At 60.9% G+C, this 17,087-nt stretch carries 18 protein-coding genes and 1 tRNA gene; 13 read left to right on the top strand and 6 right to left on the bottom strand.

The window, feature by feature from the left end; translation table 11 throughout:
- Window positions 1-120 precede the first annotated feature (120 nt).
- Window positions 121-1,089: a LysR family transcriptional regulator gene (locus tag RID42_08335; protein MEQ8247677.1), complete on the bottom strand. Its 969-nt coding sequence runs from the start codon at window positions 1,087-1,089 to the stop codon at window positions 121-123.
- A gap of 195 nt (window positions 1,090-1,284) precedes the next feature.
- On the opposite strand from RID42_08335, the gene RID42_08330 reads away from it, so the two are divergent.
- From RID42_08330 to RID42_08305, 6 genes are all read left to right on the top strand, one after another.
- Window positions 1,285-2,463: a hypothetical protein gene (locus tag RID42_08330; protein ID MEQ8247676.1), complete on the top strand. Its 1,179-nt coding sequence runs from the start codon at window positions 1,285-1,287 to the stop codon at window positions 2,461-2,463.
- On the top strand, window positions 2,435-3,037 hold the full coding sequence (locus tag RID42_08325) for a GNAT family N-acetyltransferase (GenBank protein ID MEQ8247675.1): 603 nt from the start codon (window positions 2,435-2,437) through the stop codon (window positions 3,035-3,037). Before RID42_08330 ends, RID42_08325 begins: the two co-directional genes overlap by 29 nt.
- Window positions 3,034-3,657, top strand: a complete 624-nt coding sequence (locus RID42_08320; protein ID MEQ8247674.1) for a cysteine hydrolase — start codon at window positions 3,034-3,036, stop codon at window positions 3,655-3,657. Before RID42_08325 ends, RID42_08320 begins: the two co-directional genes overlap by 4 nt.
- A gap of 166 nt (window positions 3,658-3,823) precedes the next feature.
- Window positions 3,824-4,381 (top strand): sigma-70 family RNA polymerase sigma factor, encoded by a 558-nt coding sequence (locus tag RID42_08315; GenBank protein MEQ8247673.1) that lies wholly within the window; start codon window positions 3,824-3,826, stop codon window positions 4,379-4,381.
- Entirely contained in the window at window positions 4,368-5,069 is a 702-nt protein-coding gene (locus tag RID42_08310; GenBank protein MEQ8247672.1) for an anti-sigma factor, read from the top strand. Before RID42_08315 ends, RID42_08310 begins: the two co-directional genes overlap by 14 nt.
- Before the next feature lie 63 nt (window positions 5,070-5,132).
- Window positions 5,133-5,726 carry a ferritin-like domain-containing protein gene (locus RID42_08305; GenBank protein MEQ8247671.1) on the top strand — a complete coding sequence of 198 codons (594 nt, stop codon included), beginning with the start codon at window positions 5,133-5,135 and terminating at the stop codon, window positions 5,724-5,726.
- 166 nt (window positions 5,727-5,892) lie between these two features.
- On the opposite strand, the gene RID42_08300 is transcribed toward RID42_08305, so the two are convergent.
- A complete protein-coding gene (locus RID42_08300; protein ID MEQ8247670.1) occupies window positions 5,893-7,563 on the bottom strand; it encodes a DUF427 domain-containing protein in 1,671 nt (556 codons plus the stop codon).
- 487 nt (window positions 7,564-8,050) lie between these two features.
- On the opposite strand from RID42_08300, the gene RID42_08295 reads away from it, so the two are divergent.
- The 3 genes from RID42_08295 to RID42_08285 are packed head-to-tail and all read left to right on the top strand — an operon-like array spanning window position 8,051 to window position 11,078.
- Window positions 8,051-9,484 carry a hypothetical protein gene (locus tag RID42_08295; GenBank protein ID MEQ8247669.1) on the top strand — a complete coding sequence of 478 codons (1,434 nt, stop codon included), beginning with the start codon at window positions 8,051-8,053 and terminating at the stop codon, window positions 9,482-9,484.
- The gene (locus RID42_08290; protein MEQ8247668.1) at window positions 9,484-10,188 is read left to right on the top strand and encodes an OmpA family protein; all 705 of its coding nucleotides are present in this window, start codon (window positions 9,484-9,486) and stop codon (window positions 10,186-10,188) included. The genes RID42_08295 and RID42_08290 overlap by 1 nt, the downstream gene beginning before the upstream one ends.
- Window positions 10,185-11,078, top strand: a complete 894-nt coding sequence (locus tag RID42_08285; GenBank protein MEQ8247667.1) for an HNH endonuclease — start codon at window positions 10,185-10,187, stop codon at window positions 11,076-11,078. The genes RID42_08290 and RID42_08285 overlap by 4 nt, the downstream gene beginning before the upstream one ends.
- Before the next feature lie 125 nt (window positions 11,079-11,203).
- Here the strand turns inward: RID42_08285 and RID42_08280 are convergent.
- Window positions 11,204-11,292: transfer RNA gene (locus tag RID42_08280), tRNA-Leu, on the bottom strand.
- Between the two features lie 59 nt (window positions 11,293-11,351).
- Complete coding sequence (locus RID42_08275; GenBank protein MEQ8247666.1) at window positions 11,352-12,119, bottom strand: molybdopterin-binding protein; 768 nt, start codon at window positions 12,117-12,119, stop codon at window positions 11,352-11,354.
- Window positions 12,120-12,173: 54 nt separating this feature from the next.
- On the opposite strand from RID42_08275, the gene sfsA reads away from it, so the two are divergent.
- From sfsA to radC, 3 genes are read left to right on the top strand one after another with little or no spacing between them, the layout of a single operon-like run.
- Window positions 12,174-12,899 carry a DNA/RNA nuclease SfsA gene (gene sfsA / locus RID42_08270; GenBank protein ID MEQ8247665.1) on the top strand — a complete coding sequence of 242 codons (726 nt, stop codon included), beginning with the start codon at window positions 12,174-12,176 and terminating at the stop codon, window positions 12,897-12,899.
- Window positions 12,896-13,717 (top strand): type I methionyl aminopeptidase, encoded by an 822-nt coding sequence (gene map / locus RID42_08265; GenBank protein ID MEQ8247664.1) that lies wholly within the window; start codon window positions 12,896-12,898, stop codon window positions 13,715-13,717. The genes sfsA and map overlap by 4 nt, the downstream gene beginning before the upstream one ends.
- An 8-nt stretch (window positions 13,718-13,725) precedes the next feature.
- Window positions 13,726-14,439, top strand: coding sequence for a DNA repair protein RadC (gene radC, locus RID42_08260; GenBank protein ID MEQ8247663.1), 714 nt, complete (start codon window positions 13,726-13,728; stop codon window positions 14,437-14,439).
- On the opposite strand, the gene RID42_08255 is transcribed toward radC, so the two are convergent.
- Window positions 14,436-15,203 (bottom strand): DUF1194 domain-containing protein, encoded by a 768-nt coding sequence (locus RID42_08255; protein ID MEQ8247662.1) that lies wholly within the window; start codon window positions 15,201-15,203, stop codon window positions 14,436-14,438. The genes radC and RID42_08255 overlap by 4 nt on opposite strands.
- An 88-nt stretch (window positions 15,204-15,291) precedes the next feature.
- Between RID42_08255 and purB the strand changes: the two genes are divergently transcribed.
- Window positions 15,292-16,614 (top strand): adenylosuccinate lyase, encoded by a 1,323-nt coding sequence (gene purB, locus RID42_08250; protein MEQ8247661.1) that lies wholly within the window; start codon window positions 15,292-15,294, stop codon window positions 16,612-16,614.
- A gap of 7 nt (window positions 16,615-16,621) precedes the next feature.
- Here the strand turns inward: purB and RID42_08245 are convergent, their stop codons facing one another.
- The gene (locus tag RID42_08245) at window positions 16,622-16,957 is read right to left on the bottom strand and encodes a DUF1476 domain-containing protein (protein MEQ8247660.1); all 336 of its coding nucleotides are present in this window, start codon (window positions 16,955-16,957) and stop codon (window positions 16,622-16,624) included.
- Window positions 16,958-17,087 lie beyond the last annotated feature (130 nt).

Here is a 17,087-nt window from a genome sequence, read left to right as displayed (position 1 = left end):
GGGCGATCAATCCCGCCCGGGTCATTTTGCAGCCTTCCCTACGTCAGGCCCTCGCAACCTACAGTCCCGGTTATTCCAAGTCTACGAAAGCCGCGGGCGTTCCGCCCAGATCGTCCCCGGCTAGACCGCCCGGCGTTCTTCGTGTTTTGCAGCGCGGCGCGATGGCCGGGGTTTGCGCGAGAACCACCGCGCGCGGTCTTGATCGAAGACATCCGACAAGTGATCGATTACCGCGCGGATACGGGCACCCTTGTTGGTTTCTTCGTGCGAGACCAGCCAGATTTCAGCCGAGCAATTGGTGTCCACCGGAAGGCGGACGAATTCCGAATCGAGCTCTTCGACGTAGAGCGGAAAAAGACCGATACCCATGCCCATACGCACCGCCGACACGACCGACGCAGAAGAATTCGAGCGATAGACGACCGCGTTGTGGCGCTGGACGATATCGGTCCACGGCATCCAACCCGGGTTCATGTGGAGCGCCGTGTGATCAACGAGGCGGTGCCGGTACAAATCGTCGATCGACTCCGGCGTGCCGAACACGCGCACGTAGGATTTGGTGGCGAAGAGGTGCAGGTCCATCGCCCCGACCTTGCGCGCCACCAACTTGGGTTCGGAAGGCCGCGCATAGCGAACCGCGATATCGGCCTCGCGCATGGCAAGGTCGACGACCCGGTCCTTGCAGACCGTTTCGATCATGATGTGCGGATGTTCGCGCTGGAACTCCACGAGCTTCGGCGGCAACCAAAGAGTCGCGAGACCTTCGGTAATGGATATGCGGACGAGACCGGTCATTTCGTTGTCGGCGCCCGCAAGCTGGCGTTCGATACCCGCCGCCGAGGCCTCCATGTCAGCGGCCTGGCTGAAGATCAGTTTTCCTGCCGGGGTAAGGCGCATGCCGCGGCTGTGCCGGTCGAAGAGCTTGGCACCGAGCCGGTCTTCCAGCGCGGCGATGCGCCGGCCGACGGTCGACTGATTGGTTTTTAGGAGCCGACCAGCCTCGGAGAAGCTGCCCGTGCGCGCGACCGCCAGAAAGTACTGGATGTCGCGCCAATCCCGGAGTTCTCCAGCCGATCTGCTTTTTTGCATGTCTTTTATGCGTATTTTGTTAATTCGCAGCGCCTAAAACGACCGATACGGTGACGCATGTTTTGAGGGTAGGCGGATGTCTATCGCGCGGCAACAGAATTGGGTGGGGGATCTGTGCCAAAGCAAAAAAAATCCATATATCGCGCCTACTTAAGGAGTCCGTCGACGCGGTTGGGTGCCGCTATCGGTGCGCTCATGTATCTCTCCTACGCCGCCGGATTCGACGCTTGGGCCAACCCAGCCCTCATCCTCGTGACTGCCTTTATTGGCATAGCACTGCCGACTTACTCGCGACTTAGCAACCGCATAGAACAACGGGTCAACTATGCACTGGTGCTAGTCACGGCGGGGCGCCTTGCAAGATTCGGCGCCCAATTCGCGTTCAACTTAGCAGCCTTTCTCATCATACAACTTGGGGGTGTGTTCGGCGACACCAATCTGTCCGCGCTGGGCGGAATTGTCGGTGCCGCCGCGCTCACGACGGCGGCCTCCCAGGGCGCCCAGTATGTCGCGATCATGTTGTTCAATCGGAATGTCGGCGACCTCAACCGAAACGTCATGTTGGCCCTATCGATCAATATCGTCGTGACGGCCGCGGCCGTCGTCGGCGTACCGGTGATTCAGGAATCTTTCATCGTTTTGGGCCTAGCGTTCGCGGTCTTTGTCTTCGGCGGCGGTCTCCTTTCGGATTTACGCGGGCTTTTTTATCCCAAGCGAGGGATCGGAATCTTTCTTGGGACGTTCAACCCCTTTCATGTCACCCATCTTCGCCTGATCCGTGATGCGCTTGAGCGCCGCAACCTCGAACGGGTCATCGTCCACCCAACGCTGGTGCCTCGCGGCCACCGGCTGGCGTTGGAGCGCGGCGATATCGTGATCGACCGGATCGAACGCGGCATGCAGATCTATGAACGTACCGAGCGCGCCGATCCGTATGTCGATTACTTCCCGACCGGGCAACGCTTCTTCGCCCCTGAGACTCGCCGCCATTTGATTGAGTGCGCCCTCGAAGAAGCCGGTCTGAGCAATCGCGTCGACGTCGCGTTCATGCCCGAGATTTACGACCAAAAGGGATTTCACGGGGTCATCGCCGAAATCAAGAAGGCCCATCCCGGTAAACCGATCCACGGCATCCATGGCAGCGACCTCGGCGGGATGATGGTACGCGCAATTATGGACGAATGCGGTTGGATCTACCCGATCCCCGTTCGCCGCCGCGACGGTATCTCGGCAACCGCGGTCCGCGCCGGCGCTACCGGCATGACACCCGAGTCCATCAGCAACGCGTTGTCCCAATTACAGAGTGAGTCTCCACAAGTCGTCGTCAACGAAAGGAAGTTCCGTAATGACAAAGGCGTCCTCGTACCTGCCTAACAGCAGGCGTAACGACATCTCGGTCAAGGTGGCCGGGTCGATCGAAGAAATGATGCAAGCGTTTGCCATCCGCTCCGCGGTGTTCATGGCCGACCAGAACTGCCCCTATGCCGAAGAGTTCGACGGGAACGATTTTTCCGCCACCCACGTCGTTGCCTACGAGGGCGAGGAGCCCGTCGCGTGCATGCGGGTCCGGTATTTCGGGGACTTCGCCAAACTTGAGCGCTTTGCGGTTCGCAAGGAATACCGGCGTATGAGCATCATCAACGCGGTAGCCAATTTCTCGATCCAGCTATGCCGGCAGAAGGGCTACACCAAGCTCCATGCCCATGCACAGAAACGGTTGGTCAAATTGTGGGCCCGCTACGGTTTCGCGCCAAGCGGAGATCTCTTCCATTTTTCGGACCACGAGTACGTCACCATCGTCGGCGACTTCGAGCGTCTCGACGACGCGTTGTCGATTTCGGCCGATCCGATGGTTCTGGTCCGTCCCGAAGGAAGATGGGAACAACCGGGCGTGCTGGACTTCTCGCGCGAACGCACGCCGACGAACCCGATCGGAGGTGCGGTATGAGAGCTTTCGATGTAAGCCAAAACTACGAGGTGTCGGAGACACCCCTGCTGATCGCCATCGAGATCCAGCGGGAATACACGACGAAGGGCCGTCCCTTTTACATGGAGGGGATCGACGAAAGCCTCGAGAACTGCCGCAAGGTCCTCACCCACGCCCGGGAGAAGAATTGGACCGTCGCGCATGTGCGGCACGAACAGCCTGGCGCGGTCTTTGGCCAGTCCCACGCAGCGACACAGTTCGTGAAGGGCTTCGAACCGCTCCCGCGGGAATATCTGTTCACCAAGAGCAACTTCTCTTGCTACAGCAATCCCGGGTTCGAGAAGTTCATGGAGACCTCGCGGCCCGAACAAGTCTATCTCGTCGGGTACAGTTCGCCGATGTGTTGCTTGTCGACGATCGTCGAAGGCTATCACCGCGGGCACGAACTGACCTTCGTGACCGACGCGTCGCTTGCACGGGCGACGCCGAACGCGGAAGAAAAGACGGCCCACATGCACGCCACCCACATCATCTCCTTCTACGCCAACCTTGTGGAGACGGCGCAGGTGCTGGGCGATGCCGCGCGCGGGTTCGCGCCCTACCAAGGGGTTCCGGCGACGGAAGCCCGGCACGCGATGTAACGACACCAGGCGCGTTTACGGTGGAACGGGCATCGCAAGGTGCCCGTTTTTCCGTGCACCGGGGTTGCTTGCGGCGCACGATGCTAAAAACTAAGGTCCGAACCGGGGCGCACCCGCCCCGCCACGTCCGACCCCTTAGAACCGTCCCTAACAGGCCGATCGATTCATGGTGACAGACGATCCCATCGGCCCCTACCTCGAAGCCGCCGCAAAAGGCGACTCCACGGCCTTTGCCGCGCTTTATCGACTAACTTCTCCGAAACTTTTTGCCCTCTCGATGAGTATCCTGAGACGTACCGATTGGGCCGAGGAAGCGCTACAGGAGAGTTACGTAAGGATTTGGCGGTCGGCACACCGCTACGATTCGGCAAAAGGCGCCGGGATGAGCTGGATTGTCACGATTGCTCGGAACGCCGCGCTGTCGAAACTGATGCGTCGGCCAAAAGACGAGTTTGCAGGCAATGAAAGCGACATGCTTCAACTCCCCAGCACCGACCCGACGCCGATCGAGACGGCGATGCGGTCAAGCGACGCCCGGCAGCTTATGACCTGCCTTGGCGAACTGGAAGAAGAGCAGAAGCAGTCTATTTTATTGATTTATTATCAAGGACTTACCCAACGCGAGGTGGCGGACCATCTGCGTCGGCCGATCGGCACCGTGAAAAGCTGGGTGCGCCGCGGCCTCCTTCGCCTGAGAGATTGTTTGGACCGTGAAACAGCTTAGCACCACAGATCGCAGCCAGCTTGCGGGGGAGTATGTGCTCGGTACCCTGCGCGGGCCGGCGCGGACTCGGTTCGAGCGCCTGGTCGAGGACGACCCCCATTTGTGGCAGGAGGTCGCGTTCTGGGAACGGCGGCTCGGCACGCTTGGCGAGGCTTTACCCGATACGGCCCCCCCCGCACGGGTTTGGGCGGCCGTCGAAGCACAGATCGGCAGCGACCGGGCGGGCGCACCGCAAACCAAGGGCCTGTGGCGAAACGTTCCGTTCTGGCGCGGATTTGGGCTCGCCGCCGCGGGATTGGCGGCTGCCCTCCTGGTCTTCGTACTCCTCCCGCCGGCGAACCCGGATTTCCAGGCGGTCCGAGTCGCGACCCTCCAGAACGAGGCCGACGGGTCGGCTTGGTTGGTTCGGGTGGCAGCGGATGGGATCGCCGAAATCACCGCCGTCGGCGCGGCGACCGCGCCGCCAGGCCGCGATTACGAGCTTTGGTTGCTTCGGCGCGGCGACTTGGCGCCAGTATCGCTCGGTCTCGCCTCTCCTGACAAAAGCCGGCGCCTGACGTTGCCCGCGAGTTTCACCGACGGGACCGGATTTGCAGTCAGCGTCGAACCGACCGGCGGCTCCCCCACCGGTGCGCCGACCGGCCCGGTACTTTTTGTGGGCAACATCGTGGGCCCGCGAAACAACTAGCGCATCCGGCCAAACGCCGGATGGGTATTCCCCATAACTGTTTCTGTGTCGGAGGGCCATAACATGACACCTGTGAACCCCAATCCTTTGATCGTCGAGTCGGCACCGAGCCTCGTCTCGCGCCGCGGCTTTTTCTCCAAGGCGGGCGGGCTGACGCTGTCGGCGACCGCCGTCGCGCTGCTCGCAGGATGCGGGACGATGGCCGCGAAAAGCGACGACGCCGCCTCGAGCGATCTCGATATTCTCAACGGCGCGCTGGGCGCGGAGCAAGAAGCGATTGCCGCCTACCAGCTCGGCGCCGACAGCGGCTTGCTGGTACCGGCCGTCGCGCAGATCGCACTCGCGTTCCAGCGCGACCACAGCGAACACGCCAAGGTTCTCGCCGACACCATCCGCCAACTCGGCGGGACCCCAGCGCCCGCGAAGTCCGACTACAATTTTCCGGTCGCGGACATCAAGACCCAGGCCGATGTCTTGGCCTTCGCCGCCGACCTCGAACAGGGGGCGGTCAGCGCCTACGTCCAGGCCGTCTCGGCATTCCAGAACGGCGACCTCAAGGCCGCCGCCGCCAGCATTCTCGGCGCCGAGGCCATGCACTGGGCGGTTCTTCGCGGCGCCTTGGGCGAGAACCCAGTGCCGTCGGCGTTCGTGAGTTGAGGGCTTTTTTTCTGAGGGTTTACGTCCCGCCGGCGGCTTAGGCGATTCCCCTATCGCGTCGCACAGCACTTGCCTGTCTCTGAGTCGTCGGCGGGACACCCGATTTTTAACCCGGTTCGGCGCCGCCGGGTAGCTTTTCCGAAGGTTTAGGTCGCGCGCGGCGCGCCTAGTCCGCGCCCACTGTAACCGTCACTTTTTCTTTTACCGGCTTTTTTGCAGGCGGAATCGGCGCGATTTCTCCGGCAGCGCCCTCGCCAGGGACGAACAGTTCGTGCTCGCCCGGCACCCCCTTGAGAACATGGCTGCCCACCGATATCAGCTTGCCGGGGTAATTGTCGGCGAACGAGGCCGAGACCAAGACCGTCTGCTTCAATTCCTTGGTCATGCTTTCCACCCGCGCGGCTTGGTTGGCCGCGAGACCGATCACGGTGAATTCCAGCCGCTCGGGGATTCCGATGTTGCCGTAGGTGACGTCGCCCAGGTGGAGCCCGATGCCATAACGGATCGGCGGAAAATCGGCGTGCGCGACGTTCTCCGCCGCGACCTTTTCCTCTACTTCCTGGGAGGCCTTCATCGCCCGGCGGCAGGCCTCGGCGGTGCCGGTCACGTCGGTGCGAGCGCGGTCCGCGGCGTCGGAGATCGGGAAGATTGCGAGCACCGCATCGCCGATGAAGCGCAGCACTTCGCCGCCGTTCTCGATAATCGACCCCGCGACGCATTGGAAATAACGGTTGAGATGTAGCAGGTAAGTCTCCTGCGTCATGCTCTCGGATAATGCCGTCGAATCGCGAAAATCGCTGAACCAGATGACGGCGTGAATCCGTTCGCCGTCGCCGTGCTTGACCTGGCCGTTGAGCACGCGGCGTCCGGTATGGGCGCCAAGGTAAGTCTCCAAAAGACCGATCGCGGTGCGCCGCTGGGTGTGGACCTCGAAGAGGCGGCCCAGACTGGGCAGGATCTCGTAAATCTTGTTGAGATCGTCGGCGGCAAAGCCGCCGGCGACAAACGAAGTGACCGAAAGGATGCAAATCTGCCCGTCGGTGAAGCGGAACGGCATCGCGCAGTAGTCGGTCGCGCCTTCCTTGAGCAGATCCTCCAGGATCGGATAGTCGAGCTTGACGTTGTCCCCCTCCAACCGCCGGCGCACGCCGCCCGAGCCGCGGAGGATCGGGGCGAACGGGCTATTGGCGAAGACCGGGCGCGTCAGGATATCGTGCGGCGCCGAGCGCACTTCGACCTTGGCCTCTTCGTCGGCCTCACCCTGTTCCCACGACAACATACGGGCAAAAACTTGCGGGTGCAGGTTGGGAATGATGACCACAACCCGGGATACTGGCACGCCCGCATCCTGCAGGGAGGCGCAGAAGCTCCTAAACAACGCTTCCGCCGAATCCGCCGCGAGCGCGGGTCCAATGACCCAGCCAACCAAGGGGTTCGCATAGCGCTCGCCGTTCGTCGATTCGGGCACAACCACCTCGGACCCCCTGTACATGGCGCTGATCTTCGATTGGTCGAAGGCGACGTAGCCGCGCAGCGATTCGCCTTCGGCGTAGGGGTCTTCGTAGCCCCACACGGCGTCTTCGGTCGTGACCCCGCCGACCCGCACGGACCAATAGCTCGCGTTGCCCTTGAACGGGCAGTGGGTCTGGGTCTCCGTCTTTTTCAGATACGCCTCCCGGACATCCTCGATGGGGATGTAGTAGACCGGCGGCAGCGTCCCTTCGTGCAGGACGATCGCGCGCACGGTATCGGCGATCCAGGTGCCGTCCTGCTCGACCCGGATGCGGTCGAAGCAGGGCTTGGTCACCATATGCTGGGAAATCTTCGTGCCGGCCATCGGGGGCCCCTATCGGTTGGTCGCGGACATTCTATGGAACATGGTGTCGCAGGAGCGGGTTTCTAAATGGTTTCGACGGGGGCCGACCCGCACCACCCCCGACTCGAGGTTTTCTGTTCGATCCGGCTCGGACAGGGCCTCCTAGGCACCGGGCCGATCGTCGGAGGACGGCCAACATCGCTTCATTTTGGACCAATTCCCAGGGAAATACAGCCCAACGATCAGAACAGGTCGTTGGGGTTATCAGCATTCGTGGTGCCCGCTGAGGGACTTGAACCCCTAAACACCGTTAGGCGTCTACGTTGACCCAGCAGGTCCGACACCTCTGTAGGTAGTATCGGCCAATATTCCCTCGCCATCTGACCGCCACCTCTGCGAACATATGTGCGCACCAAAGCTTGTTGGGGTTTTTGTAACCTCAAGCGCGGCGGTCAAGTGTCCCTCAAGGTTCACCCACGCCAACTCACAACGGAAGGCCGAAAGAGCCATGGTGCAATTCAGTCGGTTCTACCAAACCATCGTCTCCAACGATGTCACTCTCTTCTTCTCGACCATCATGGTCGTCTGGTTTCTTCTCGCCCTTTTAGTTCTCTTGCCTCGCCTAGCCCGATTGGGCGTTAGTGCCAAATTTGCTGCGATGACGCCGAACAGCCTAGCGACGCTAGGTGTTCTGGGGACCTTTACAGGCATACTGATCGGACTCCTGGACTTCGATGTGGCCCGCATCGACGATAGCGTTCCCCAGTTGCTGGCAGGCCTGAAGACGGCCTTCACCACAAGCATCGTGGGCATCTTCGGCGCAATCCTATTCCGGCTCATCCGAACGATCATTCCCAACGTCGATTCGTCGGAAGGTGTGACCCCTGGAGACATTCATGCGGCTTTAGTCGACATACGGGACGACGGTCGTGCGTCCTCCGCTCGAACGTCCGACCTTCTGACCGAGTTACGGAAATCTATCTCATCAGATGGGGACAGCAGTCTGCTGACGCAAGTTCAGAAGCTCCGAACGACTGTCCAGGATGGGCAGGGTGAACTGATACGAGAGTTCAGAGACTTCGCCAAACATATGGTTGAAAACAACCAGAAGGCGATCATTGAGGCGCTCGAGCAGGTAATTAGAGACTTCAACGAAAAACTAACCGAGCAGTTTGGCGAGAACTTCAAGCAACTCAACGAAGCTGTCTCTTCACTTGTCGTTTGGCAAGACAAATACCGAGAACACGTCGAAGCGCTTGAGACGCGCCTTGATGCTGCGGTTCAGGCCCTAGAATCCACGCAGCAGTCATTAGAGAGCGTGCGAACCCACGCCGAAAAAATTCCCGAAGCAATACAACCTCTTGGCCCCGTGATGAAGGGTGTGAACGGTCAGATCGAAGTAATGACGGCCCATCTTGAAGCTATTGCCGGACTGCGGGACAAGGCGCTCGAAGCATTCCCGGTCATCGAGAACAATCTTGAAAAGATCACCACGCAAATGAACGCGAATGTCGAACGCGCGTTGGAGAGATCGAATCGAGTTTTGTCGGATGCCGAGGAAAGCCACACGAAGCTAACGAGCAGCTATCAAACCTTCCTGGCAGACGCGGAAAAGTCGCGCGAACGGTTCTCCTCCGAACTAGAGGGTGCGCTGAAGCAAATGTCTGAGCGCTCTTCGCAAGAATTTTCTCGCCACGGTGAGTTGATAGAGTCGGCGGCTCGAGAAGCCCAAAAAACAATCAACGATTCATGGGCTCAGAGCATGGAGCGAACGAATGAGCAGTTCGAAAATTTTGATCAGCAGATGCAACAGGAACTGACCCGGTCGCTCGCGCTGCTCGGGCAGAATCTCGCGTCAATCTCTGAGAAATTCGTGAGTGATTACACGCCGCTCACACAACGCTTGCAGGAACTTGTAAGCGTCGCCAGGGGAACAAACTAGTGGACAAGGTCCTTGGCTCTACAAATCAGACGGAAGAGAGCGAATGGTTGTCCGTCTCGGATCTAATGGCCGGACTAATGGTCATCTTTCTGTTTATCGCAATCATATTCATTCGACCGTTGGCCGAGCAGAACCTACGGATCAAGGAGATAGCTAGTACCTGGCAGGAAAACGAAACCCAAATCTACGAGGCGCTAGAAAAGGAATTTGCAAACGATCTGCCAAGATGGAACGCCGAGATTGAAAAGGACACGCTGCTCATTCGCTTCAAAGCGCCTGAGGTTCTCTTCGAAACAGGACGAGCAGCCATTCGCGAACAGTTCGCCGAAATCCTGCGAGACTTCTTCCCTCGCTATGCAAGGGTATTGCAAGCATACCGGGACTCACTTGAGGAAATTAGGATTGAAGGCCACACGTCGTCTGTATGGAACCAAGAAACCGGGACTAACGAGGCCTATTTCCGAAACATGGAACTCTCCCAGGCTCGGACACGGGCAGTGCTTCAGAACGTGCTCAATCTGCCCGAGACCGCTGAGGCGAGGTTGTGGTTACAACCACTACTGACAGCGAACGGTTTGTCGTCCAGCCATCTCGTCACGAACGAGTTTGGCGCGGAGGACCGGGAGCGCTCTAGAAGAGTGGAGTTTCGCGTTCGCACGAAAGCACGTACCGAAATCGTACGGATACTCGAAGAAATCGAATGAAGTTGGCACTGTCATATACAGAACTGCACACCCAGCGCAAAAAAATGGGTGCGCAGATATCGAGTTGGGTGATCGACACGACCGAACTAAACCCGCGCGAAAAGTTCCTGGCCGACCTCAATCGAGGCATCGAGATCGAGCTCGGAGATGTCGAGCCCGGCCCCGGCGGGTTGCTAACCTACAAGGGCGAACAAGTCCTGCTTTACATCAAGGATACGCGCTCCAGCCTCTGGACGTTGTCTAACGAGCCGGAAAAATCACGCCGGTTCCATGTAGCCGAGTGCCAAACATTGGACACAATGCGAAACGAAGGACGATTTGAGCGCTACGTAGTCACCAATCGCATGGACGGCATGTTTTTGGTCGACTGGCTCGACCCTGAGACCCGAGAGAGAGGCGAAACCGAGGCGGGACTTAAGGTATGCAAAAACTGCCTGAAGGCCCTGGACTGGCGCGGCTACGAACAGACCGCCCATCGAATGCAAGTTGTGAGTGAGGGGCGAACTCAACGAAAGGGCGAGATTTGGAGGAACTTCTCGATAAATGAGTTCCTGATGGAATACTCAACTTTCTTCCGGACGAAGCCGGATCGCCGGGACACCGATGCCAAACTCAATGAATACGTTGCGGATTGGCCACGAATCTCTGAGCGGAAGAGACATGAAGCACGTTGGTGCTGCGAACAGTGCGGCGTCGACCTCTCGGGCCATCCCGGGCTTCTCCACTGTCATCACAAGAACGGCGTCGTTACCGACAACTCCCCCTCAAACCTTAGTGTCCTGTGCGCCCTTGATCACGCTCGCCAGCCTGGACACCAGTGGATGAAGGTAGCCCCCGGCTGCAGGCAGATCATACAGGCTGCCAGGGTTCAACAGGGTATTAGGAGCTAGATATCGACCACTTATTGACGAGCGTGGCGAATGGACAGAACCGGCAGGTACCCTCATATGAGGCATAAGGTCCCCATTTATTACTCACGAACTAGATCACAGGTTACCCACGTTCACATAGGTCTTGGTGCCCGCTGAGGGACTTGAACCCCCACTTCCGTTTCCAGAAAACGGATTTTAAGTCCGTTGCGTCTACCGATTCCGCCAAGCGGGCACTGGGGCAACCCTATCCGCCGCGCTGCAACCAGGGCAAGGCGGGGCGGGTTCGGGAATTTAGCTGCGGGGGGCCTCGTTGCTGGGGTTGCCGCTGGCGGCGCGGACCAGGGCGCGGACCTCCTCGGCGGCTTGGTCCAACTGAGGTTCGTCGGCGCCGCGCAGGACCAGGGTGCATCCGGCCTTGCCGTCGCGGAAATAGGGATAGGAGCCGATGTCGATCTCGGGGTAGTGCGATTGCACCGTGCCCAGACCGTTGGCGATCACACCCTCGGGCAGTTTGGCGTCGATCGCCCGCGACAATAAGGGTTGGCCGCCGACCAAGCGGTCGCCGAGCCCGTCGAACATGACCTGCATGATCCGCGGCACGCCCGCCATGACGAAGACATTTTCCATCTGAAAGCCCGGCGCGAGGCTGATCGGGTTATGGATGAGCTGCGCGCCAACCGGTGTATGGGCCATGCGCAGGCGCGCCTCGTTGATGTTGTCGCGGCTGCCGTAATGCCCCAGCAGTAGCTGGTAGGCCTCGTCGTTGAGCCGGTTCTCGACGCCGAACGCCTTGGCAATGCTGTCGGCGGTGATGTCGTCGTGGGTTGGGCCGATGCCGCCGGTGGTGAAGACATAGTCGAATTTCGCGCGGCATTCGTTGACGGTGGCAACGATGGTGTCGGTGATATCGGGGATCACCCGAACCTCGCGCAGCCGGATGCCACGATCGTTCAGGCGCAGGGCGATAAAGGCGAGATTCTCGTCCTTGGTGCGGCCCGACAGGATCTCATTGCCAATAATAATCAGGCAGGCCGTGTAAACGCGCTCTGGCGATGCCATAGGAGCCGGTGTCCTCTTGTCACAACTGTTGGCGATGTTCGCTATCATTGAAAGATGATCTTGCCTAGCCCTCTCGCCCACGGCCGCCTGGTGCGGCGCTACAAGCGGTTCTTCGCCGATGTGGCGCTGGACGATGGCACCGCCGTGACCGCACATTGCCCCAATACCGGCACGATGGCGGGCGTGGCAGAGCCTGGGTCCGAAGTTTGGCTGTCGCACTCGGACAATCCCAAGCGCAAGCTGGCCTACACCTGGGAACTGGTGCGTCCCACGGGTGCTGCCGCGCTGGTCGGGATCAACCCGATGGCGGCGAACCGGATTGTGGCCGAGGCCTTTGAGAACGGGGTCGCGCGACCGGAAGGCTACGATACCGTGCGCCGCGAGGTGCCCTACGGCACCGGCTCCAGGGTCGATTTTCTCCTGACCGGCGCGGGCCGCCCGGACTGCTACGTCGAGGTCAAGAACGTCCACCTGATGCGCACGCCGGGGCTGGCCGAGTTTCCCGATGCCGTCACCGCGCGCGGCACCAAGCACCTGGGCGAGTTGGCAACGGTCAAACAGGCCGGTCATCGCGCGTTAATGATCTTTTTGATACAAAGAGAGGATTGCGACCGATTCGCCGTGGCGGCCGATATCGACCCGGCCTATGGCACCGCGCTGGACGTGGCCCTGGCCGCCGGGGTCGAGGTGCTGTGCCTTGCGTGTCGCGTCGAGTTGACCGATATATCGGTGGCCCGGACGATCGAATTCGCCGGGTCCAAACGGAGACAAGCGCCATGACCTACGCCCTCGCGGCCGAAGCGCCGCTGCGCAATACCGGGGCCATCAAACTGCATGCGCCCGATGATTTTGCCGGGATGCGCGTCGCCGGCCGCCTCGCCGCCGAAGCGCTCGACGCGATTTGCCCCCTGGTGGTACCTGGCGCGACAACGGAATCGATCGACGATTTCGCCCATGCCTTCATTGTCGATCGCGGCGCGGTCCCCGCACCGCTCAACTACCGGGGGTTTCCGAAGTCGATCTGCACCTCGGTCAACCATGTCGTCTGCCATGGCATTCCCGGATCGAAGGTTCTTCAGAACGGCGACATCGTAAACATCGACGTCACCGTCATTGTCGACGGCTGGCACGGCGATTCGAGCCGCATGTATCACGTCGGCGACGTCGGGGTGAAGGCGCGGCGGCTTTGCGATGTGACCTACGATGCGATGATGCGCGGGATCGACGCCGTGCGTCCCGGCGCGACCACCGGCGATATCGGTCACGCAATCCAGGAATACGCCGAATCCCAGCGCTGCTCGGTGGTTCGCGACTTCTGCGGGCACGGCTTGGGGCGGGTGTTCCATGACGCGCCCAACATCCTGCATTACGGCGCGCCCGGCACCGGCACCGAACTGCGCGAGGGGATGTTCTTCACCATCGAGCCGATGATCAATTTAGGGAAATGGCAGGTCAAGATGCTGCACGACGGGTGGACCGCGGTCACCAAGGACCGCTCGCTCTCGGCACAGTTCGAACATTCCATCGGGGTCACCGCCGACGGTGTCGAGATCTTCACTGCCTCGCCCGCCGGCCTCCACAAACCGCCCTACGGCTAAGACCGGCAATGCCCCCGGCGCCCCGCCCGGCGGCCCCCGCGCCCACCCAACCGGGACTGGGACACCGCGAACGCCTGCGCAAACGGTTTGCCGCGGGCGGGTCCGATGCGGTCGCCGATTACGAACTGCTGGAATTGGTGCTGTTCGGCGCGATTCACCGCGGCGACACCAAACCGCTGGCCAAGACCCTGATCCAGACCTTCGGGTCGTTCGAACGGGTCCTCGCCGCCCCGGTGCCGCGCCTGCTCGACGTACCCGGCGTCGGCGACGCGGCGGTGAGCGCCCTGAAGGTTGTCGAGGCGGCCGCTATCCGCATGGCGCGGGGCAAGACCGTCGACCAACCCGTCATCGGGTCGTGGGACACGCTGCTCGGTTACTGCCGCGCCGCCATGAGCTTTCGCACGACCGAAGAATTTCGCGTGTTGTTTTTGGACCGCAAGAACCGCCTGATCGCCGACGAACAGCAGGGCCGCGGCACCGTCGACCACACGCCGGTCTATCCGCGGGAAATCGTGCGCCGGGCGTTGGAGCTCGAGGCTTCGGCGATCATCATGGTCCACAATCACCCGAGCGGCGATCCGACGCCGTCGAAGGCCGATATCGACATGACCCGGCAGGTCGAACAGGCCGCCGCCGCGCTCGGCGTCGCCGTCCACGACCACCTCGTGATCGGCGGCCGGGATCACGTCAGCTTTCGCGCAGCCGGCCTGTTGTCGCCCTAATCGATCGCGATTTCGGTATCGTCCGCTGAAAAATGCGCCACCCGGCGCGGCACATCGTCGCCCGTCGGGCCGTCGGTGCCGGCGATTTCGCGGACCAGCTTGTTCAAAACCGCCGCCGAGAAGGCATGGAAGTTTTGCGCCGACACGACGAAGGCGCCCGGCCCCCCTACTACGTTCTCGCCGTAGTAGAGGTCCAACTCGGGGAAGTCGGTCAGAATCGCCAACCCGTTGATGGTGACCCCGGCCTTGACCGCAATGTCGCGGGCGACGAAGGGCTCGTATCCAATGTTGTTGGTCCCGTCGCCGGAAATATCGATGACCATGCGGTTGCCGTCGAACCCGTTGGCGGTGAACATCCGCGCACCAGTTTCGATGACGTTGCTCAGCGAGGTTCCGTCGCGAAGAACGAAACGCGGCGTCGCAAGAATTTTTTCGACAAATTCGTCGGCGCTTTCCGCGCTGTCGATCAACGTCCAGTCGGCGATCACCCGAGTGCCGTCCTTGCGATCACCGGCCCAAATCATCAGCGTGACGGCGATTGCACCTTCGTCGCCATTGGTGATGGATTCGATCACCGCCGGATTGCGGAACGCATCGATATATCCCTGGAGCTGTAAGTTGAACTCCCGGGCGTTCACGCTGCCCGACGAATCGAGTGCCAGAACGAGTTCGAGGTCTACCTTACGGTCCTGGGCCCACCCGAATGACGGTACCGATAACCAACCGACCAAAATGGCAATCGTCGCCAGTGTCCGCACGCCCACACTCTCCGTTACCGGGCGCCTCGAACCATGGCCCCTACCCGCGGCTATGACTATACTTCAGCAACCCGTCCCTTTAAGAAATAGTCGAATGATCCCGCGCTATAGCAGACCTGAAATGGCCCAAATCTGGGCCCCGGAAACACGTTTCCAGATTTGGCTGGAGATCGAGGCCCATGCCTGCGACGCCCAGGCCGAAATCGGTGTGATTCCGAAAGAGGCGGCCGCAGCGGTGTGGGAGAAGGGCCGCTTCGAGATCGAGCGAATCGATGAAATCGAGCGCGAAACCCATCACGACGTGATCGCGTTTCTCACCAATTTGGCGGAACACGTGGGCGAGCCCGCGCGATTCGTTCACCAGGGCATGACCTCGTCGGACGTCCTCGACACCTGCCTCGCCGTTCAACTCACCCGGGCGGCCGATCTTTTGATCCAAGACATCGACCAGTTGCTGAGCGTGCTGCATCGCCGGGCGGTCGAACACAAAGACAGCGTTTGCGTCGGGCGTAGCCACGGCATCCACGCCGAACCGACCACGTTCGGCCTCAAGTTGGCCCAGGCCTATGCCGAATTCGATCGGTGCCGGGACCGCATGGTCGCGGCCCGTGCCGAGATCGCGACCTGTGCCATCTCGGGCGCCGTCGGGACGTTCGCCAATATCGACCCGCGCGTCGAAGCGCACGTCGCCAAAGCCCTTGGCCTCGCGGTCGAGCCTGTTTCGACGCAAGTGATCCCGCGCGACCGGCACGCGGCGTTCTTCGCGACGCTCGCCGTCGTGGCCTCCTGTATCGAGCGCCTTGCAACGGAAATACGCCACTTGCAGCGGACCGAGGTTCTTGAGGCCGAGGAGTATTTCGCTGTGGGGCAAAAGGGCTCGTCGGCCATGCCGCACAAGCGCAACCCGGTGCTGAGTGAGAACCTGACCGGTCTGGCGCGCCTCGTGCGCAGCTATGCCGCGCCGGCGCTCGAAAACGTGGCGTTGTGGCACGAGCGGGACATTTCGCATTCGTCGGTCGAGCGCATGATCGGTCCCGACGCGACGGTGACGCTCGATTTCGCCCTTTCCCGGTTGATCGGCCTGATGGACCGATTGGTCGTGCACCCCGAGCGTATGCGCGAGAATCTCGACGCGTTGCGCGGCTTGGTGCACTCCCAGCGGGTTCTCCTCGCCCTCACCCAAAAGGGTGCGAGCCGCGAAGCGGCCTATGCGATGGTGCAGCGCAACGCGATGAAGGTGTGGGCAGACCGCACAGATTTCGTCGAACTATTACTGTCCGATCCTGAGGTCGTCGCCTTGATCGGGGAGACCGAACTACGCGCGGTGTTCGACCTGGGCTATCACACCAAGCACGTCGACACGATCTTCGAGCGGGTCTTCGGCGCAGCGGGCCAAGCCCGGCACGCCGCGGAATAGCCCTAAATCAGCCCTTCGCGGCGTCGGATTCGATCTGTTCGCTGGCGACCCGGACCAAGCTGTCCATTTTCCGGCGAAGATCGTGGTCCGAAACCTCGACATTGGCTGCAGCGAGGTCTGCCTTGACCTTGCGGAACACGTCGTCGTCGCCCGGCTCGTCGAAATCGGCCATCACGGTCTGTTTGGCATAGGCCTCGGCATCGGCGCCCGCCAATCCCATGAGTTCCGCGGCCCACAGGCCGAGGAGCTTGTTCCGCCGGGCCGACACCTTGAAGGCAACCTCGCGGTCGTGGGCGTATTTGGCTTCTTGACCTTGTTCGCGTTTGTCGAAGGAAGATGACATGGGGGGTGGCGCTCCCTGCTGGGCTAATTCGCTAGCCAGTCCATAGCCCGTTAGGCCGGGTACAATCAACCACCGATATAGGTTTCGTGGACAGCAACGTCCAGTCCCAGGGGCCTTGGGTGACCAGATT

The sequence above is a fragment of the Alphaproteobacteria bacterium genome, assembly GCA_040216735.1.
GTDB lineage: Bacteria > Pseudomonadota > Alphaproteobacteria > SHVP01 > SHVP01 > CALJDF01.
This window is presented reverse-complemented; position numbering and strand designations above follow the sequence as displayed.